Here is a 21,843-nt window from a genome sequence, read left to right as displayed (position 1 = left end):
TTTTGACGCAGTTTTAGTTGCCTCTTTTTTTGTTTTTTCATCCATCAGATTTTTTAAGACTGTTTCTTTTTTAGTTATAGTTTTTTCTGTTTCTTTTTTTGCCATTTCCCATCCTCGCTTCTTTTTCATTATTAATTCATACAATTTAATATTTTGTTAGCTATTTGTTTTTCAGCAATGCCAATTGCTTTAATATTTATTTTACCAATTGCTTTTGATAAATATTCTGAATTAACCACAAAAATAAATTTAATATTATAATAATTGCATTTATTAGTAATTTTTTTTAATTGAGTTCCGCCCATATCTTTAGCAATAATGACTAGTGATATTTTTTGTTGTTGAATTGCCTCTAGTAAACGAAAACCTACAAGCACCTTGCCTGCTTTTGTTGCGATTCCTACTCAATTATAAATTTGTGTTTCTTCTGCCATAAAATTTTAATCAACAATATTCTCTTTATTAATTTATTCTTTATTGTTTCTATTCTTTCTAGACCTTGCGTTTAAATTAATCATATCTAATTCATTTTCTTGGACATTACCATTTCAATGAATTGTCATCCCCTTTTCTAAAGCGTCTTTATAACTTACAATATTTAATTTAGATTTAGTTAATTGTGAAACTAATCAAATTGACATCCCTCTTTTTCCAATTGATAAAGAATATTGTTCATCAGGAACGACCACATCATAATGAGGATAATCATAATTATCTTTACCGAGTTCGTTAGTGCTTATTTCTAAATTGTCTTTATTCTCCATTTCTAATTTGTTAATAGAGATAGTTTTAACTGGCGATAAAGCATTAATAATAAAGGTTTGTTTATCTTCTTCTCAAGCGCAAACATCAATTCTTTCATTATTTAATTGATTAGAAATAGATACAATTCTTGAACCTTTATTACCTACACAAGCACCTATCGGATCAACATTAGAATCTGTTGACATTACCGCCACTTTGCTACGTACACCAGGATTTCGAACTATTGATTTAATTTTAATAACACCTTCTAAAACTTCTGGAATCTCTATTTCCATAATTTTCTCTAAAAATAAATTTGATTTTCTTGTAGCTTGAATTTGACCGATATCTTTTGATTTGACAACATCTTCAACATGAAAGGCAATTCGATCACCAGTATGAAAGCGATCACCAGGAATAGCGTTAATTTTTTTTAAAGTAGCAAATGTGCGGTCCACCTTAATTAATCAGTATTCTTCTTCAAAGCGACGTTCAAGAGAGACAACTTCTCCATACATTAATTGTCCAATCATTGGACTATATTTTTCAATTACAGAATCTTTTTCAGCTTCTCTTAGATTTTGTTTAATAATTTGTACAGCAGAATTAATAATTAAACGATTAAATTCTTTTGAGTTAATTTGTTCTAAAACATGATTTCCAACTTTTGCTTCTGGATCAAATTTTTCAATTGCTTGTTCTAAAGATATTTCACCGTATTCATCTTCTACTTTTTCTACTACTAACAATTTTTTAAAAACTCTTAAACCACCTAATTCATTAAAGATGATTTCCAATTCAGCATCAGGATCAAATTTTTTTTCATACACTTTTTTTATTCCGTCTACTACCGCTTCTACTACTTTGTCTTTATCAATTTGTTTTTCTTGTGACAATGTATCTGCTAATTCTAAAATATTTATCTCTTCTAATGAAGGTCCTTTTGTAACGGTTTTCTTTGTTGCCAATGTTTATATTCCTTTCCAAAAATATAAAAAGCACGTTAGACGTGCTTTTTAAACAAACTAATTTAAAATAATTATATTTTATTAATATTTTTTGTCAACCTTAAATAACCTCTTATTTAATCAGTTTTAATTTTAACTCTTTTAACTGTTTAGAATCAATAGCGTCTGGAGAATCACACATTGTATTCACTCCCGATGAATTCACAGGGAAAGCGATCACATCACGAATTGATGTAGTTTCACTTAAAATCATTGTAATTCGATCAAGACCGAAAGCGATTCCACCATGAGGTGGTACACCATAATCAAAAGCTTTTAAGAATCACCCAAATTTTTCTTCAATTTGTTTTGAAGATAATTTTAAAGTGTTGAACATTCTTTTTTGAATTGTCAGGTCATGGATTCTGATGCTTCCACCACCTATTTCATATCCATTTAAAACCAAATCATAAGCTTGTGCTTTTGCTTCTAGTGGATTAGTGTCAAAATTTGATAAATGTTCTGACACAGGAGAAGTAAACGGATGATGTGCACTAGTTAATTTATTTTCTTCATCATCTCATTCAAATAATGGTCATTCTGTAATTCAAACAAATTCATTTTTTCCATTATTATTTAGTTGAAACATATTCGCCACTTCTACTCGCACCGCTCCCATTGCTGGATAAGCATTCTTTTTGAAATCAGCAATAATTAAAAAAGTACCTGTTTTTTTAGAAGGATTAACAATAAGACTAAAATTTTCCAATTCTTCGTTAGTTAAAAACTTAACAATAGGTCCTGAGTATTCATTATTTTCATATTTTATTCATGCTAAGCCTTGTGCTTTATTTTGAGTGGCGATTCTTGTTAATTCATTAATTTGTTTTTTATCAATAATTTTTTCAACGAAAATGGAATTAACAACTTTTTCCTTATTGTTTGCACAACTTTCAAAAATTTTAAATTGGGATTTACGGAAGGCGTCACAGACTACCTTGATTAATAAATCATATCTTAAATCAGGTTTATCTGTGCCGTAATTTTTCATTGCTTCTACATAAGTTAAAGTTTTAAAGGGTGCTTTAATATCAATTTTTTTAATTTTCTTAAAAATATTTTGAAACAATGGTTCAATTATTTTTCTAATTTCTGCAAAATCAGTAAAAGCTATTTCCATGTCCAATTGTGTAAATTCTAATTGGCGATCCGAACGTAAGTCCTCATCACGAAAACATTTTGCAATTTGATAATATCTATCAAATCCAGAGATCATTAATAATTGCTTAAACAATTGTGGTGATTGTGGGAGTGCATAAAATTTATTGGAATTCATTCTACTAGGAATCACAAAGTCTCGAGCACCTTCAGGTGTTGATTTGTTAAGAATTGGTGTTTCTATTTCGATAAATTTATTATCTTGTAAGTACTTACGAATTTCTCAATTAATTTGATTGCGCATTAAAAAAATATCTTTCATTACAGGGCGTCTTAAATCTAGGTAACGATATTTTAATCGAATATCTTCTAGCGCATCGGTATTATTTTGAATTAATAAAGGAGTCATTTTTGCAATAGATAATAATTGTAAACTCTCAACAATAATTTCTATATCACCAGTCTTAATATCTTTATTAATTGATTTTCGTTTAGTCACCATTCCAGATACACTAACAACACATTCTTTTTTAATTTTATTTAGCAGTTCGTTTTCGATTGTTTTTTCATTAATCACAACTTGTGTTAATCCATACATATCACGAATATCAATAAAAGTCATCGCTCCTAATTTACGCACTTTATTAACAAAGCCTGCAATGATTACGTTTTGCTTAACATATTTTAAGTTTAACTCACCACAATTATGTGTTCTTTTCATTATCTGTTTGCTCCTTTTTTTGATTTAAAAAATTAATTAACTCTGATATTGGAATGGAATGTTCTAATTTAGTTGTTTGGTTTTTAATATTAATTTTATTTTGCTTAATTTCATCGTCACCTATAATCAGTGTTCACATAGCTCCTTTTCGTTCAGAACTCTTAAACTGAGATTTAATATTTCGATCCATGAAATCACAATCAACAATATAATCTTCTCTTCTCAAATCTAACATAATTTTATGCGCTCATAATTTAGCAGCTTTTGACAATGAAATAACATAGACATCAATCATTGGTGGTGACGTTAAATGAACATTATTTTTTTCTAACAACAATAGTAATCGCTCAATTCCCAAGGCAAAACCAATTGCAGGTAGGTTTTGGTTTTTTTCCAATTGATTAACTAATGTATCATATCGTCCGCCACCACAAATGGTAAATTCGCCTTCATCAGTGTCTTGGACAAATTCAAAAACAAAATCATTATAATAATCTAAACCACGCACTAATTTATGGTCCACCACAAAAGCAATTTTTAATTCCGTCAATAAATTTTGAATAGTTTGGAAATAAGTTTTTTGCCCACTAGACAAATAATTCAAAATTGATGGTAAATTTTGAAATTGTTTTTGATCTTTTTTGCAATCTAATAAACGTAATGGATTATTTTTAATTCTTGATTTGCAATCATCACATAATAATAATTTAGAAACTGTTTTCACCAAGTCCTTAGTATATTTTTTAATGGTATTTTGATCACCTAAAAAATTAATCTTTAATCGACAATTTTTAATTTCAAAATAACTCAATAAATGTCACATAATCGTAATAATCTCTACATCTAGATATGGTGATTTTGATCCTACACATTCAATTCCAAATTGATGAAACTGACGTAAACGACCTTTTTGCGGTCTTTCATAGCGGAACATAGGTCCGATATAAAATTGTTTTAATGGCAATTCATATTTATTGTGTAAATTATTTTCTAAGATGGCACGAATTGTAGCGGCTGTTGCTTCTGGTCGTAAAACCATAGCTCTGTGTTTTTTGTCTAAAAATTCAAACATTTCTTTGCTAACTACATCACTAGTATCACCCACCGAACGAACGAATAAATCTTTTGATTCAAAAATGGGGGTCATAATTTCTTTATAATTATATTTGTATATTAAATTTCGAATAATAGTAGATAAAATCATAAACTGCTCAGCGCGTTCATAAAATCAGTCCTCAGTTCCACGAGGTTTAGTTATTTGCATCATTGTTCACCTTAAAATATCTAATAATATCATAACAAAATATTATTGTTTGTTTACTCATTAATTCTTTCTTTTAACATCGTTAACCGTTTAACACTATCTGTATTAATAGCCCTGAGCCATGCTTGGTGTTGACCGATTATTATTAATTTTTGTTTTGACCTGCTAATTGCTGTATAAATTAAATTTTTATTTAACATAAAAATATCACGGAAATTTACAACCAATATTAAATTATTATATTCACTACCTTGTAGTTTGTGGACTGAAGCAGCATAAGATAATTTAATGTCTGTCAATGTATCACTAGGGTATGTGATGATAGTGTTATTAAAATTTGCTCTGATTGTTTTTTTCTTATCTCGTTCAAATACAATTTCTTCAATAATACCAGTATCACCATTATATATATCTAATTCTGGACGATTTTTAGTTTGCATTATTTTATCATTTGGATAAAAAACTTGATTCATAATTTTAATACTTTGATTTGGGGTGTTTACAATTAAATTATATTTTTGAATTTGATCATTAACTGCATCAATGCCGGTTACGCCACGATATTTTGGAATTGCAATTTGGATGTCATTGATTGGGTTGATACCTTCTTGTTTCGTTAACTCTATATAGTTTGTAATCACTTGTTCTAAAATTTCTTGGTCGTCATCGTAATGCAAAAAAGTTACATCTTTTTTATTATCAAATTCAAAATTAATATCAGCAGACAAGACTGAATAGCATAAATCTATAATGTGATTTTCCTCACTTTGTCGATAAACTTGTTTTAAATAAGTAACAGGAAATTTTTTTGAATCTATAATGTCCGCTAAAACATTACCCGCCTGAATTGATGGCAGTTGATTTGGATCACCAATCAAAATTAAATGTTTAACATCTGGCAAATAAGAAATTAAATTCTTAAATAAGATTAAATCAACCATACTTGACTCATCAACAATCAAAATATCAGCCTTGATGATTTTGTCTCGTTCAAAATTAGAGTCGGTATCCGATGGATTTCATTCTAATAATTTATGTATTGTTGATGCATTCATATTGGTTTGTTCTTTTATTCTTTTAGCAGCTTTTCCGGTGGGTGCTGCTAAAAGAATTTTAGGTTTATCATATATTTTATTAAATAAATTAAGCAACCCTTTAATAACTGTAGTTTTACCAGTACCCGGTCCACCAGTAATGATTGAGAATTTATTAAAAACCGCTTTTTTCAAGGCTTCAATTTGCGTTGAATCATAGACAATACTATTACTCTTTTGATATTGTTGAACAATTTCTAAAAATTGTTCATTTTCAATCTCTACAATTTGATTCAACTTGTTTAAAAATTGACTTATTTCATATTCAGCATTGTAAAATCATGGTAAAAAAACTTTTTTATCTTTAAATAATAATAATCCGTTTTCTTTGGCATAGATCAAACCCTCGATTATTGCATTATCGGGCAAATCGTAATTATTTCGATGCGAAGATACAAAATTAACTATCATCTTTTTTAAATCATCAAGTTCTAAATAGGTGTTACCTGTTCTAGCATTGTCCTTTTTTGCAAAGTATCAACCAACATAACCTATCCTTAACTTTGCGAAAGGCTCGCCTACAAAACCTAAAAATAATTTATCTAGCGCATCAAAAGAAGAACTTACAGAATCATCTATTTCTAAAATGGAATATGGATTGACCGAAAGTAATTCTTTAATTTTAGATAAACTATAAATATTTTTTAATTTTTCAAAAATTTTATAATCAATTTTAAATTTATTAAATTTTTGTATTATTTCTTGTTCTTGTTTATTTTCGACAATAATTTTGCATAAAATATCTATTTGTTCTTGTTTCAGACCTTTAATTTCTTGTAATTGCTCAGGGTGATTATCAATAATCTCCAAACATTCTATACCCAATGTCTCAACAATTCGTTTGGCCATAACTGGTCCAATTGACGGAAAAAGTGGCGATGATAGATACTGAATTAAAGATTTATTATCACTGATTTTTTTTTCTATAATTTCAGAAACATTGAATGAAGGTTGGTACTTTGGATTATTTTGTGTTCACGAACCTTTTAGATCGTAAGTTTTATTTTCGTTCATAACTGACAAATTACCTTTGATAGATATTGTTTTTTTATCTTCGGTTTTAAAATGCGCTATTATAAAACCATTATTTGATTCAAAAACAATTTTCAATAATTTTCCAGTTACAGTTTCTAATTCCATAATTCTTTACCTATATAAAAGTTATTTTTTTATTATTTAAATAAATTGTATCAATTACACCGCCACCTAAACAAACATCGCCACTATAAAACACCGCTTGTTGTCCGGGTGATACTGATTTTGCTCTTTGAGGATATTTTACCCAAACTGAGTTTTGATCAATTATTTCTAATTCAATATTTATATCTTTTTGCCGATAACGAAACTTAACTCTAATATTTTTGAATTGATTTAAATTATTATTAATTCAATTCACATTTGTAACTTTGCATTTATCAGATAATAAATAATGTTCATTTTCACTATTTGCTACATATAAAATTTTATTCTCCATATCTTTACCCACTACAAAATAAGGATGTTCAAAACCAGATAAATTCAAACCTTTTCTCTGACCAATAGTGTAGTACATTACACCAATGTGTTGACCAATTATTTTTTTGGTATTAATATCAATAACATTACCTGGTTGATTAGGAATATAATTTTCTAAAAATAATTGAAAATCACGCTCACCAATGAAACAAATCCCTGTTGAATCTTTTTTATTTGCAGTCAATAAATTATTATCAAGAGCAATTTTTCTAACTTCTTCTTTAGTCAAATTAGCTAATGGAAAAATGGTCTGTGACAATTGGCTTTGATTTAATTGGCTCAAAAAATAAGTTTGATCTTTATTTGTATCTTTTGGTTTTAACAATTGAAATTCTTTAACTTCTGGAATATACTGTACTTTTGCATAATGACCCATCGCAATATAATCTGCATGCAATTTAGTTTTTGCATATTTTAGAAAAGCATCAAATTTAATAAACTTATTACATAAAATATCTGGATTAGGCGTTCTTCCATTTTGGTATTCTGTTAAAAAATTAGTAAAAACCATATCCCAGTATTCCTTGCTAAAATCTACCCGATGAATTTTTAACCCCAGATGTTCTGCAATGTTTTTGGCGTCATTATAATCTTGTTCTTGTGGACATATTAAATCATTACTTTTATTACCTAAAATATCATTATTAACATTACTATCTCAATTACGCATAAATAATAATTCAATAGAATAGTCCGGATTTTGTTTTAACAACAATGCGCAAACTGATGAATCGACTCCGCCAGAAATTCCTAAGATTACTTTTTTTGGCACCAAATCACCACACTGTTCTTTTAAAAAATATTATATAATTATCAATTATATAATAACTAATATAATAAAAAAAAGAAATTTAAATTCCTTTTTCAATAATATTATGCCAAGAAAACCTCATGAATAATAAAGCTTGTCCCTAAAATACTAGCTGCCCATAAAACTTGGGATGCAATAAAACTACCACTTCCTACAATAAGTTGTTCATCTTGAATAGCAAAATAACCATAAAATGAATATGAAAACCAAATCACTGAAATTAAATTTAATAAACTTGCAAAGAAAAACAAAACTTTTTTATTCGATGAAACCATTAGTGGTGTGATCAAAATAATTAATAATGAACCTTCGACCATAATATTAAATACCCGACTTGGAGATCAAAAATCAGAATTAGATAAATTAAATAAATTCGGAATAAAACTATCAACTAAAGTATACAAATTATAGTGAATATTCACGACATTTGAACCAGTGAATCATGAAGTGAAAATAAAAGTACTTAACAAACTAAATAACAAACCAATTGGTGCTAACGATCTTCCAGTAGCTAAAATTGGATTTTTTCAATTCAATGCATGTTTTTTACGAACATTTTTAACTCGGGTTTTACCATTGTGTAAAGTTTTAATTTTAAAATTATATTTTAAGTGTTCTCCAGTTTGATATACATTTTCATTGAAACCTCTTTTTTTATCATGATGTGCCAAACGTAAATTTGTTCTTTTAAAAAAATGTTTAATTTTAGCATATCAAGTATTATTTGGATTATACTCTTGAACTGGATTAGATATTCCTTGATAAAATTTTTCCTTAGATTTTTTTAAATCTTCATAATTCAAATCAGTATATTCTATATGTTTTCGAACTTTCATCGCCTTACCTAAGGCGCTTTTTATCTCAAGAGATTCCATGTTAGCTTTTTCACGTTGCTTTTGACTAACAATTTCTCACAATGAACTTGTTGGCTCATTTTTTGTTTTATTTTTAAAGATTGTTGTTTTTTCCTTATCAGTTTTAAAAAGTTCATATTGTGGCAAGGGATTCAAATTGGCATCTAAAGCTAAATTTGGGTTATCGTGTTCATATTCTAATCTTTCTAATTCTTCAGTAGAAAAATTATCATTATGCGAAGGCAAATAGTTGGTTTTAACAAGCGGACCTAATGAATTAGGTGTTTTTTTGGGATCGAAAAAATTATAAGTTACATCTTTTTTATTATTTAAATTGGATTTTTCTTCCTGTAATACATTATCTTTTTTGGTTTCATTTTCTAATTGTTTTCAATATTCTTTATTTAAATCATTTTTTAACTTTTTTTCTTCTTTTGAATCCAAATTTGGTAAATCAAAATTTGCATTAAAAAGATTTTCAGATGTAGGTTCTAATGAATCTGTAACTTCTTTAAGATCTAAATTAAAATCAGTGATGCTATTTTTAACCATTTTATAAACCCTTTTTAATTATTTATTTTATTTTTGCTTAAATTTTTTTTATTTATTTCATAACTATAATGATTATTATTAAATAAATTATTTAATTTATTATTTTTATTATAACCAATATTTTCATCAAATAAAGATTTTTCATCTATCAGTGGAATAAAATTAACACCATATTGATAGTTTGTGTGCAGATTGCCATCCAACTTGCTTTTGATTATTTTTGAATTAGATAATTCATTTTTAACATCAACTTTTTTCATTTTAAGCACCTTAACAATAAACCATATAATATAATTATACTATAATTTCAATGGTTTATAAAATTAAAAATCAAAAGTTAATTGATCGTCTTCTGGTAAATCTCCTAAAGCATTTAATCTTTGAAATTCTTCAATAATATTTTTTCCTACAGAAGTTCTTTTTTTAAAATCAGCAATTGAAGAAAACGGCTTTTCTTCTCTTGCACAAACAATAGAATCAGCAACTGCGTCACCTAAACCATCAATTGCAGTTAAAGGAGGAATAATACTTCGAACATTCCCTTCTTTTTTGATTGTAAACTCACGTGCTGCTGATTCAAAAATTGAAACATTATCTAAAGAAATATCTCTTGACAACATTTCTAATGCAATTTCATAAATGGGCAATAAATCTTTTTCCTTTTGAGTAACACTTTTTTTATTGTCAGAATTTAATTGATTGGTAATGTATTGAATTTTGGTAAACACTGCACTATACCCTTGATGGATAGTTCAAATATCGAACACACTCGAACGTGTTGTAAAATATGTTGCATAATGCTCACAAGGAAAATTAATTTTATACCATGCAATTCTAAAAGCCATCAATACATAAGCTGTAGCATGTGCTTTAGGAAACATATACTTAATTTTTAAACAACTTTTTATATATCATTCTGGCACATTATGTTTTTTTAAAATAGCAATATTATCATCAGTTAAACCTTTACCCTTACGCACTGCTTCCATAATATCGAATGATAATTTAGGATCTAGATTATGATTAATTAGGTAAGTCATAATATCATCACGACAACCTATCACTTCAGAAATATCCACTGTTTTATTTTCAATTAAATCTTTAGCATTACCAACATAAACATCTGTACCATGAGATAGTCCAGAAATTTGCACTAAATCTGCAAAAGATTTGGGTTTAGTTTCAGTTAACATTTGACGAACAAAGTTAGTTCCAAATTCTGGAATTCCTAGTGCTCCTGTGGGTTCATTGAAATTTGGATTTGTGATGTTCAAAGTATTCAAATTATTAAATAAACTAATAACTTCTTTATCATTAGTTTTAATAGTTATGGGATTTACACCGGTAATTCTTTCTAGCATTTTTAAAGCAGTTGGATCAACATGGCCTAAAATATCTAATTTCAATAAATTATCATGAATCGAATGGAAATCAAAATGCGTAGTATATCAGTGTGAATTAATATCATCTGCAGGATAGTTGATTGGACAAAAATCTTCAATTTCATACTCATTAGGAACTACAATAATTCCACCAGGGTGTTGCCCTGTTGTTCTTTTAACCTTTTCACACATTTGAGTTAAACGATCGACCTCTGATTGGCGATAGTCGGTTAATATTTGTTTCGTTTCTAAAAAATTACGAACATATCCATAAGCTGTTTTTGAAGCAACGGTAGAAATAGTACCAGCACGATAAACATACTTTTCACCGAATAATTCTTTTGTATAATTATGAGCTTGTTCTTGGTAATCTCCTGAAAAATTTAAATCAATATCAGGAACTTTATCGGCATTAAAACCTAAAAAAGTTTCAAACGGAATATTGTGGCCCTCACCATATAAATCATTTCCACATTTAGGACATTGAATAGTTTCTAAATCATAACCGCAACGTATATCTTTTGGAATGTCAAAATTAGAAAACTGACATTTAGCACAAATGTAATGTGGAGCTAAAGGATTAACTTCTGTTATTTCTGCCATAGTAGCCACAAAAGAACTTCCGACCGAACCTCGGGAACCAACTAAATAACCACTGTTGATAGATTTTTTCACCAATTGATGTGCGGTTCAATAAATTACACCAAATCCATGTTTAATGATAGAATCTAATTCACGATCCAATCTTTTTTTAATTAATTCTGGAATAATTTCACCATATATTTTTTTAGTATTTTTATAACACAATTCTTTTAATAGATTATCGGCATTATCAATTTTCGGAGTATATAACTTATCTTTAATAATTTGAATGTTTTCAATTTGATCGTTAATTAAATTAGGGTTAGTAATAACGATTTCTTCGGTTAATTTCATATCGTTTAAAAAATGAAACTCATCTATCATTTGTTGGGTAGAACGGTAATATTGATCTGGAAAATCTTGGATCCTTTGTTTGTAGTCAAATAATGGGTGATTAATACCACCTAAACCCTTAGAGTGAATATAAATTTCTCTGATGATTTTTTCATAATCATTAGCGTAGTGCACATCACCTGTAACCACTACTATTTTATTATTTTGTTTTCCTAATTTAATAATTTTTTGAATAGTTTTTTGTAAATCAGTGTTATTAACATTGCCTTTTTGAACTAGATGCTTATATACACTTAGGGGTTGAACCTCAATGTAATCAAAGAAATCCATTGTTTCTATTAGTTCTTTATCGCTTTTATTTAGCGCATCATCAAAAACCTGACCATTAACACAAGCAGAACCAATTAATAAATTATCTCGGACTTTTATAATATCAGAGACAAAAATTTTTGGACTTTTATAAAAACGATCAATATAAGATTTGGAAATTAATTTAAACAAATCTTTTAGTCCGGCTTGATTTTTAACTAAAACTACAATATGTTTTCCATATTGATAATTATAAACAACATCCTTATGGATATTTATAATGTCATGATCAGTTTCTACTTTATAATTATTAAACATTTCATCAAACATTTTTAAAAATAATCTCGCCAATACTTCAGCATCGTAATCAGCACGGTGCGCTTCTGCTTCATTATACTCAACATTATATTTACTACACACTTTACCTAAACGGTAACTTTTTAATTGAGGCTTTAAAGCTCTAGCAATTTGTAAAGTGTCTATTACGACATTATCAAATGGTGGATAACCTAATTTAACAGCTCATGACTGTAAAAAATTCATATCAAAATTGGCATTATGAGCAACTAAGACTGCGTCTTTGCAATATTCAATAATTTTTGGAAAAACTTCTTTAATTGAAGGTTTATCTTTTAACATTTGGTTGGTAATTCCAGTTAATTCAGTTGTAAAACTAGAAATTGATTCGGTTGACTTAATTAATAAATCAATACTTTCTGAAGCACCTTGATTGTACTTTTCTAATGTAACAGCCCCGAATTCAATAATTTCATCATAATTAGAATTCAAACCTGTAGTTTCTAAATCGAAAATAACAAATTTGGTTTCTTTTAAATTCACCCCTTTATTATTTCAACTATACTTAACAACTTCATCAATAATTTCCATCTCTACACCATAAATAGGTTTAATATCAGGAAATTTTTTACTAGTATTATAAATTTCAGGGAAAGCTTGAACATTCAGATGATCGCTAAAGGCAATTGCTTTGTGGCCTAATGATTGAGCTTTTTTAAAATAATCATCTGGTCCAGAAACACCGTCCATAACTGACATTCGAGTATGTAAATGTAATTCAACACGTTTTGTTTCAAATTCATCTTTAATTACTGCCAATTGAGAATCAGTTGATTCTATTTCCTTTGCTATTATCACTAAATCTTTGTCGTATTTGTCGTAGCGAATAGCACCATGGGTTTTAATTCATTGTCCTTTTTTAAAATTAGAATATATTTTTAATTTGTTTTCATCCTTAATAAACATTTTAATTCTAATTGAATTATGATAGTCGGTAATTGAAATAGTTAATATGAATCATCCTGATTTAGTTTCAAAAAAAGAACTATTAAATACTTCACCTGTTACCACAACATCTTCTTCTTCGTCTATTATGTCAGCAATTGAAATTGAATTTTTAGAATTAGATTTATTTTTTGCATTTTTAAAATTATTTTTTTTAGGTTCTGATTTCTTAATGATGGGTTTTAAATTATTTGCATTTGTCACTTGAGTTACTGATTCTTTTTTTTCTACTTCTTCTTCAGATAGCGGGGTTGTTATAAAATCATATTGTAATTGAAAGAAACCAAACTGCTCAAAAAATGGTGTATTATAATTAATTCATTTTTGAATAATATTTTTTTGTACTGAATCATTAATGTCGAAAATAATTTTCTTGTTTATCGAATTAATATTTTCTTGTTTAGTGTATAAAAAACTATTTAAAAATTTGTCATTAGTTTCTGCAAAAAACAAAAAGTAATATTTCAGAACTTCATCATTAATAATTTTTAAATTATTAATGAATTTTATTGCAAAAATATTATTATCAATAACCCTAGAATAAACTTCTTTAAAATCATCCAATGAAAAAATAATTGTTTGAGAAACTGTTAAATGTCATTTTTGATCATTGTTATCAAAAATGACATCACCTTCGATTTTCAATCCATAATTAGTTATCAAATCTAAAGATAAATTTAATTTATTAAATAATTTTTCAAGTTCTCTGTTCATATTCTCACCATGTTATAAATATTGATTTTGTTTTAAATAATTAATGACTTCTTGTTCAATTTGTTTATGATAATCAATTATTTGTTGTAGTTTACACAATTTTAATGGCTTAATAGTTTTAAACAATTTAATTAATAAAAAATTGTAATCATAGAAATTAATTTTTTCTTTTAAATAATAAATCTGTAAAGTTTCATTGATAGAATTTAAAGCAACACTAAATGAATTGTAATGCGCATATTTAACACAATAATTTGCAATAGTAATAACTTTAAAACGATTAGTGTCAATTGGTTCGAAAGTTATTTTTTCTAGTTTACCTAAATCAATTGGTTTCAAGGTAGAATCAATAACTCTTTTTGGATAGGATAACGCATAACTAATAACTTGTTTCATATCTGGATTAGACAGCAATAGTTTCATACTCTTGTCTTCAAATTCTACTGCTGAATGAATCAGTGATTGACGATGAATCACAACTTCTATATTTTTAATCCCAAATAAATGATAAGCTTCAATTATTTCATAAGCTTTATTAACCATGGTTGCTGAATTGATCGAAATTGGTATTCCCATATCTCAAGTGGGGTGTTTTATCACTTGTGACAAGGTTACATCTTTCAATTCAGATATTTTATTATCTACAAAAGGTCCGCCTGAGGCAGTTAAAATAATTTTATGAACTTTATTACCTTCTTCTAAACAAGATAAAATGGCATTGTGTTCAGAGTCTACAGGAATAATTTTATTTTGATTTTTTATTTTTAATGTATTTAATAATTGACCCGCAAGAACCAATGATTCTTTATTAGCCAACAATAAAGTTTGTTGTTGATTACTTAAAATGTGATAACTTCAAATTAAACCAGCGCTACCTTGAATAGCATTTAATTTGAATGCTAATGGATCATTTTTTAAAAATTTATCAATAGTATTATCGCTATGCAAAAATTGAATATGTGGATATTTTTCTTTAATGGAGATAGTTATAACATTAATGCTTCAAACATATTTTATTGTTTTAAAACGTTTCAAAATCTTCATTAGTTCAAAAATATTTTTGCCAACACTAATGCCGACAACATCATATTTTAAATTTGGATTGCGCAAAATAATTTCTTGAGTTTGTTTTCCAATATTACCAGAAGCACCTAATATAAATAGCGATTTATTGTTTACCATTTTACTTTACCTCTTGATCAAATTATAGTTCATTAATTTATAACAAAATCATACAAATAAAATACATTATAAAAAATACTAACGATACAGAATCTAAACGATCTAAAACACCACCATGGGCACCTAATAAATTAGAAAAGTCTTTAACTCCATATTTTCTTTTTACATAAGAAAATAGTAAATCGCCTAACATCGAAAATACACTTAAAAAAATAGGTAAAATCACATATAAAAAGCAACGTAGGCCTAGAGTTTCTGATGGGAAAAAATAATAATCAAAATTCCCAAAAAAGCAAAAAGCAAAGGCTATTCCTATGATTGAACTAGCTATTCACCCAATCAAAGCACCTTCTTTTGTTTTGTTCGGAGAAATTGAAGGTGCTAGTTTATTTTTACCAAATTTAGAACCACCTAAATACGCAAAGGTGTCCGCCGAAATGACTATCAGCATTAATCACAACACTGCAATTCATCCATGGTTTGATAATCCATGATCTGTAGACAACATAATAATATTCATGGCTTTAAAAGCAAATACTAATAAATTACTTAAAGCATAAGTAAAAAACATTATAGAAATTTTATTATCCTTACCTCATAAACCAAGAAGAATATAAATTACTAAATAAATAATGTACACAAAAAATAATATCACATTAATATCACTACTAAAATTAATAGCAGAACCAGGGGGGTATAAAATTTTATCGTAATACATTAATGACGGTGTTAAATACATTAATACAATAAGGAAATATGAAATAATTTTTGGACCTAATGGAATTTTAGTTTTATTTAAATTTAATATTTCTACATTAGCAATTAATAAAATTATTGTATTGAAACTTATAAAAAAATAATTGGCGATAACAATATTTGGCAAATCAATTCATTCAGACGCAATTGCCCCTACAAATAAATAACCTGCTAAACCAATTAATAAAATGATAAAAATAAAAAATCGCGATCTTTTTTTGGCAAGTTTTAATTTAGAAAAAAATAAATCACTTTGTGTTTTACGAATTGATTTTTTTAATTGTTTTTTTTCAGATTTTTGTTTTTCTGAATTTATTTTTTTCAATTCATTAATCTGCGATTTATCCATTAACTTCCTCTTATTCTAAATTTTTAATAACTCTTTTTCTTTTTGCCGAGCTAATTGTTCAATTTCTTTTATAAATTTATTAGTTAAATCTTGAACATCATTTTCCAGAATCTTTACTTCGTTAATGCTCATTTCTTTGTCTTTTTTAATTTTATGCAACGCATCGCGGCGTTCGTTTCGAATTGTCACCTTATAATTTTCGACTTCTTTTAACATTTGCTTAATTATTAATTTACGTTTTTCTTCTGTCAACAGTGGAATGTTGATGCGAATAATATCACCTTGATCATTACAGTTTAAACCTAAGTCACTAGCATTAATAGCTGCGATAATTTGTTTTGTCATTGTTTTTTCATATGGTTTAATCATTAACATACGCGGTTCTGGAGAAGAAATAGCGCAAATTTGTTCTACAGGAGTTGGGGTTCCATAATATTCTACATTAACTCCATGCAATAATGCAGGCGTTGCGCGCCCAGTACGGATTGTTGCTATGTGTTGTTTTAAATTATTTATTACATTATCCATTTTGTCTGTCATTAACTTTAAAATATTATTTTCCATAACTAACCTCCTATAACTTTTGTAACTTTCGCTGTCCCATGTGCTGCTTTATAAATATTATCTTTTTCTGTTACATCAAATACTAAAATATCGATCTTCCCATCCATCGCAAGTGTTGAGGCAGTTTGGTCCATAACCAGTAATTGTTTTTTAATTAATTCATTTAATAAAACTTCATCATATTTTGTAGCTTTTGGATTAGTTTTTGGGTCGTCACTATACACACCATCTACTCCATTTTTAGCCATAAAGACAATATCCGCTTTCACTTCGATAGCTCTTAAAATAGCTGCGGTATCAGTGGTGAAATGAGAAAATCCTGTACCCGCTGCCATAATAACGATATAACCTTCTTCTAAACGTTTAATCACTTTTTTGTGATAAAAAGGTTCACCAATTTTATTAATTTCAATTGCGGAAGTAATTATTACTTTATTATAATTATTTTTCTTAAAAACTGATTCTAACGCCAAGGCATTCATGACAGTTGCCATCATCCCCATATAATCTGCGTTTATTTTATCCATATGGATTTTATCTGCAAAAACACCACGTCAGATATTTCCACCACCAACAACGATACCAAGTTCCATGCCTTCTTCTTTTAATTTAATAATTTGTTTAACAACATCATTTAGTCTTTCGAAAGAATAAAGTTGACCTTTTTCGACACCGCCTAATGACTCGCCTGATAATTTTAATAAGCACCTTTTATATTTTAGCAAAACACAATACCTCCGAATATAATTTTGTATATATTATAAAACAATTTATAAAAAAAATTAAATTTATAGCTAATTTATTTTAATTTTAATTAAAATCTGTATATTTAATTTGAAATACATTTGAGTATTGTAAAAAATTTAAATTCATAATACCAACTGGTGCTTGAATAAAATCATCACCTTTTTTATAGTAAACACACCAGAAATTATTTTTTCAACCTCCTACTCAAGTGGGAGTTTGTGCTTCTGGTGTTTCATTGATATGGGTTAAAATTCCATTATTGATATCGAAAATATCAGAATGTTCTAACAAGGAATCACCTAAATTATTTGCTGTTGCTTCAAACATATAGTCTGCTTGGTACTTATTTTGTGGATCAGTTAATTCATCTATTACAGACACATTAAAATATAAATTTTCGATATCATCTGAATCATTAGCCAGAACATTATATTTAAATAAGTAATAACCAAATAAACCACCAAAAGTAAATAATAAGATTATACTAAAAAATAAGATTGTTTTTAAAATGTTATTTTTTGTGTTATTCACTTTTTCCTTTCAGCAACAAAAAACCTGTCTTTATTGCAGGTGTTTTGTTGCTGAAAAATAATATGTAAGTATTACACCCAGAATACCAAAACATTAAAACATAAATGCAAGTATCCTGACTTAGTTTCTCTTTACTAACTATCCTTCCCGTAAAATATACAGTGGTAACATAGCTTTCATCATCATCACAGTTGCTGGAGCAGTTTAAGAATTTCACTTAATTCCATTTTAAATTATTTATATTGATCTATAAATAATGACATTTATTTATTTAATAAAATAATTATTACTGATTAAACGATAGTTTACAATAAGAAATTAATGTAATTCTGTCGATACATTTTCTTGATAACCAAAAACAATATTATCATTTTTCAATTCATTAATTTTATACATTGATAATGTAAATATTGTTATCGCAAAACTACTTATCAAAATAATAAGAGAAACAATTTCATTTTTACTACTTCATATATTTTGAACTTTCTCATCAACTCCAAAAATATAATTTTTAATCGATGCAGGAATACCAGAGCTAGAACTGTTTCAGAAATTGGCGATACTTTCAATTGAAAATTCACTTAATGTTATTGTTGATAAACACAATAACATTAATACAAAGATTAGCATTAAATATAAAAACAATGCATTACGTGATAAACGATTGAAGTAATGGCGATAAGAATACATCAAGATTGTTAATACATTAGATAAAAATAAAGCAATAAAGGGTAATCATAATATACTAAATAAATTATAATCTACGTTTTGAACAGCATAAGAATAAACTAAAAAATCATGCATCAAATTCGTATCATTAGGTGGTAAAATATATGGTTTGAAATAGGTATATTCAAGAATTTTACTTCGATCAGAATCACCTAACAATATAGATAAAATATTAATTCATTCAGGTAAAAACACGATGCTCAATAATAATACAAAAAAAAGTACTATAAATTGCGAATCCATACTTTTTAATTTATTTACTAATTTAATATTTTGGTAACCATCGATGGATTTCAAAATATTTTTATTTTCAACAAACATACTTTTTTCTTTTGGATTTAATCATTTTACATTTGTGATTGTTTGGGCGAATAAAATAAAATAAAAGGCAAATGAAATCGGAATAAGAAATGCTGTATTCAATCATTGGAAAGCTGGTATAGTTGAACCGTTATTCACGTTATTAAATCAATCATTTAAGGCATCATTTAAAGCAGGAGAAATATTTATATTCAATAAACTTTGTAAATAACTAGTAAAATAAGTTGACTGTGCATCAACATTTAACGGGCGATTGACAATTCATTGATTAATGATCGACACTTCTTGTTCTGCTACAGAAAATAGAATAATCGATATTAAAAATGATATTCAAACAATGATCAAAGAAATCGTAAAACGTAATTTATATTTATTAAAACCTACATCAAAAATATTACTTTCAATATTTTTTAATTCATCATCTTCAATTTTAGAATGAAAAAGTAAAGAAAATAAAATAGCATTGGCAACTAAATAAAAAAAGATAGATAGTGTTAAAAACATTAAAATAGCATCTTTTTTTCATACCCTTGGAATAATTGAAGAAACCACATCATTTTGATCGACTTGGTTTGTAATGCTAGAAAAGTCTAAATAACGAACACTATTAATCTGATTAATGTTTGGATCTATAAGCACCATGACCATAAACATTATAATAGGGACGAATAAAATAAAACTAAACGTTATATTATATTTCAATCTTGTTTTTATTTTTTTAATATTCATTTTAGACCCTTTGGATTCATTAATTATAATTATAGTATAACAAAATTTAAAATAAAAAAATCATCAAATTATTTAATGATTTTTTTATTTTAAATTCAATTATTTAGTATAAACCGAAACTTTCTTCTGATGTTTATTAATCATTTCGTATTTAACAAAACCATCAATTAAAGCAAACAATGTGTCATCCCCGCCTCTTTTGACATTATTTCCTGGATGAATCTTTGTTCCTCTTTGGCGAAAAATGATTGCTCCGGCAGTTATTTTTTCACCATCTGCTTTTTTAGCCCCTAGACGTTTTGATTCAGAGTCACGACCATTTTTAGTTGATCCTACTCCTTTTTTAGAAGCGAATAATTGTAAACCTAAATTAAATTTCATTTGTTTATTCCTCAAATTCTTTTCAATTAATAAATTGTTTATTTTGTTGATATATAGTTAATAATTGGTAATAAAATATTTTGCTTGATAATTGAATATTATCAGAATTAACTAAAATTTTAATTAAAACATAACCTTGTTTTGCTAACAACTTAGTTTGTTTTGGAAATAAATTATCCAAACTATTCATAAAACCGGTTGTAATAGCAGTTAATCCGGAGCAAACCAAATCTTTTCCTAATTCATTACTATTAGCATGACCTTTAATTAGGAAAGAATGAAATAAACCTTGTTTTTTAACAATATCAATTTTTACCATTAAATTATTTTTTTACACTTCCTGATTTAGGAATTGCTTTTTTAATATTATCTACAGGTTTTTTTAAAGTTTCTTTTTTTTCAAGTGCAACCTTAGTTGTGTTTGATTTTTCTACCTTAGTTTCAACAGTTTCAATTTTTTTTGTTATTGTCTTTACTTCTGTTGCTTCACTTTTTGTAATTGCTTTAATTTCTGGTTCGTTTAAGGCTTTTTCAGCGTTAACTGAAGTATTTTTTTGCTCAGCAATTACCTTACCATCTAAAATAAACGATTCTATAAACACTTTTGAATATGGTTGACGATGACCATATTTTTTATGAGAATCTTTTTTAGGTTTATATTTAAATACCACAATTTTTTTTGCACGATCATTTTTTAAAATTACACCTTTTACAGAAGCATTTTTTAAATATGGATTACCAAATTTGGTATCCATCATTAAAACTTCATCAAAAGTAACAGTTTCGTTAGCTTCTAATTCCAGTTTTTCTACAAATATTTCTGTTCCTACAAAAACTTTTAATTGTTTTCCACCTGTTTTGATTATTGCAAGCATTATTTGTTCTCCTCTTTAGTTTAGACTCGCCTTGAAAGTAGGTAATTATCTCATACCATTTAGTTACTTTTAAAAAGAGCGGTTGAAACTAAAAACAACCATTATTAATAATACATAATAAATAAAATAAATACAATATAATAGTCTTTTAAATAAATATTATTACATTGAATTTTGTTTTGCAAATAAATAAATTAAAATTAAAAACCCCTTAAAATAAGGGGTTTTTATAAAACGTTTTTTCTGTAAACAGACTTAAAAAGACAAGATTTATAATTTATATTCATTAATTATGTTTTACAAAATGATACAAAAGGAGTAAACACTTCAAATAATGTTATTTAATATAAATGAAAGAAAATAAACACGAAAATTA

At 27.1% G+C, this 21,843-nt stretch carries 17 protein-coding genes, 1 pseudogene, 1 riboswitch and 1 other annotated feature; all 18 genes and pseudogenes read right to left on the bottom strand.

The window, feature by feature from the left end:
- Positions 1–131 precede the first annotated feature (131 nt).
- A complete protein-coding gene (locus AAHM77_RS01020; protein WP_342252278.1) occupies positions 132–434 on the bottom strand; it encodes a L7Ae/L30e/S12e/Gadd45 family ribosomal protein in 303 nt (100 codons plus the stop codon).
- Positions 435–467: 33 nt separating this feature from the next.
- Positions 468–1,712 (bottom strand): transcription termination factor NusA, encoded by a 1,245-nt coding sequence (gene nusA / locus AAHM77_RS01015; RefSeq protein WP_342252277.1) that lies wholly within the window; start codon positions 1,710–1,712, stop codon positions 468–470.
- A 112-nt stretch (positions 1,713–1,824) separates the two neighbouring features.
- Entirely contained in the window at positions 1,825–3,570 is a 1,746-nt protein-coding gene (gene aspS, locus AAHM77_RS01010) for an aspartate--tRNA ligase (RefSeq protein ID WP_342252276.1), read from the bottom strand.
- Positions 3,554–4,837 (bottom strand): histidine--tRNA ligase, encoded by a 1,284-nt coding sequence (gene hisS, locus AAHM77_RS01005; RefSeq protein ID WP_342252275.1) that lies wholly within the window; start codon positions 4,835–4,837, stop codon positions 3,554–3,556. The genes aspS and hisS overlap by 17 nt, the downstream gene beginning before the upstream one ends.
- Positions 4,838–4,887: 50 nt before the next feature.
- Complete coding sequence (gene recD2, locus AAHM77_RS01000; protein ID WP_342252274.1) at positions 4,888–7,068, bottom strand: SF1B family DNA helicase RecD2; 2,181 nt, start codon at positions 7,066–7,068, stop codon at positions 4,888–4,890.
- Positions 7,069–7,078: 10 nt separating this feature from the next.
- Positions 7,079–8,239: a tRNA 2-thiouridine(34) synthase MnmA gene (gene mnmA / locus AAHM77_RS00995; RefSeq protein WP_342252607.1), complete on the bottom strand. Its 1,161-nt coding sequence runs from the start codon at positions 8,237–8,239 to the stop codon at positions 7,079–7,081.
- Positions 8,240–8,316: 77 nt separating this feature from the next.
- Positions 8,317–9,660 carry a hypothetical protein gene (locus tag AAHM77_RS00990; protein ID WP_342252273.1) on the bottom strand — a complete coding sequence of 448 codons (1,344 nt, stop codon included), beginning with the start codon at positions 9,658–9,660 and terminating at the stop codon, positions 8,317–8,319.
- A 14-nt stretch (positions 9,661–9,674) separates the two neighbouring features.
- Positions 9,675–9,920, bottom strand: a complete 246-nt coding sequence (locus tag AAHM77_RS00985) for a hypothetical protein (protein WP_342252272.1) — start codon at positions 9,918–9,920, stop codon at positions 9,675–9,677.
- A 63-nt stretch (positions 9,921–9,983) separates the two neighbouring features.
- Complete coding sequence (locus AAHM77_RS00980; protein WP_342252271.1) at positions 9,984–14,303, bottom strand: PolC-type DNA polymerase III; 4,320 nt, start codon at positions 14,301–14,303, stop codon at positions 9,984–9,986.
- A 12-nt stretch (positions 14,304–14,315) separates the two neighbouring features.
- Entirely contained in the window at positions 14,316–15,485 is a 1,170-nt protein-coding gene (locus AAHM77_RS00975; protein ID WP_342252270.1) for a 1-deoxy-D-xylulose-5-phosphate reductoisomerase, read from the bottom strand.
- Between the two features lie 37 nt (positions 15,486–15,522).
- Positions 15,523–16,590 carry a phosphatidate cytidylyltransferase gene (locus AAHM77_RS00970; protein WP_342252269.1) on the bottom strand — a complete coding sequence of 356 codons (1,068 nt, stop codon included), beginning with the start codon at positions 16,588–16,590 and terminating at the stop codon, positions 15,523–15,525.
- Positions 16,591–16,605: 15 nt separating this feature from the next.
- Complete coding sequence (gene frr, locus AAHM77_RS00965; protein ID WP_342252268.1) at positions 16,606–17,154, bottom strand: ribosome recycling factor; 549 nt, start codon at positions 17,152–17,154, stop codon at positions 16,606–16,608.
- Positions 17,155–17,156: 2 nt separating this feature from the next.
- Positions 17,157–17,879: a UMP kinase gene (pyrH, locus tag AAHM77_RS00960; RefSeq protein ID WP_342252267.1), complete on the bottom strand. Its 723-nt coding sequence runs from the start codon at positions 17,877–17,879 to the stop codon at positions 17,157–17,159.
- Between the two features lie 85 nt (positions 17,880–17,964).
- Positions 17,965–18,432, bottom strand: a complete 468-nt coding sequence (locus AAHM77_RS00955) for a hypothetical protein (protein ID WP_342252266.1) — start codon at positions 18,430–18,432, stop codon at positions 17,965–17,967.
- An 88-nt stretch (positions 18,433–18,520) separates the two neighbouring features.
- Positions 18,521–18,712, bottom strand: a riboswitch (cobalamin riboswitch).
- Between the two features lie 38 nt (positions 18,713–18,750).
- Positions 18,751–20,211: a hypothetical protein gene (locus AAHM77_RS00950; protein WP_342252265.1), complete on the bottom strand. Its 1,461-nt coding sequence runs from the start codon at positions 20,209–20,211 to the stop codon at positions 18,751–18,753.
- Positions 20,212–20,310: 99 nt separating this feature from the next.
- A complete protein-coding gene (rpmA, locus tag AAHM77_RS00945; protein WP_342252264.1) occupies positions 20,311–20,592 on the bottom strand; it encodes a 50S ribosomal protein L27 in 282 nt (93 codons plus the stop codon).
- A gap of 4 nt (positions 20,593–20,596) precedes the next feature.
- On the bottom strand, positions 20,597–20,911 hold the full coding sequence (locus AAHM77_RS00940) for a ribosomal-processing cysteine protease Prp (RefSeq protein WP_342252263.1): 315 nt from the start codon (positions 20,909–20,911) through the stop codon (positions 20,597–20,599).
- Positions 20,912–21,179: 268 nt separating this feature from the next.
- Positions 21,180–21,467 (bottom strand): annotated as a pseudogene (gene rplU, locus AAHM77_RS00935) (50S ribosomal protein L21); the annotation flags it as partial.
- A gap of 12 nt (positions 21,468–21,479) precedes the next feature.
- Positions 21,480–21,561: a sequence feature (ribosomal protein L21 leader region), on the bottom strand.
- Positions 21,562–21,843 lie beyond the last annotated feature (282 nt).

Source organism: Spiroplasma endosymbiont of Amphibalanus improvisus, assembly GCF_964030645.1.
Classification (GTDB): Bacteria; Bacillota_I; Bacilli_A; order Mycoplasmatales; family Mycoplasmataceae; genus CAXIPX01.
The sequence above is the reverse complement of the archived record's forward strand: the minus strand, read 5'-3'. Positions and strand labels throughout refer to the sequence as shown.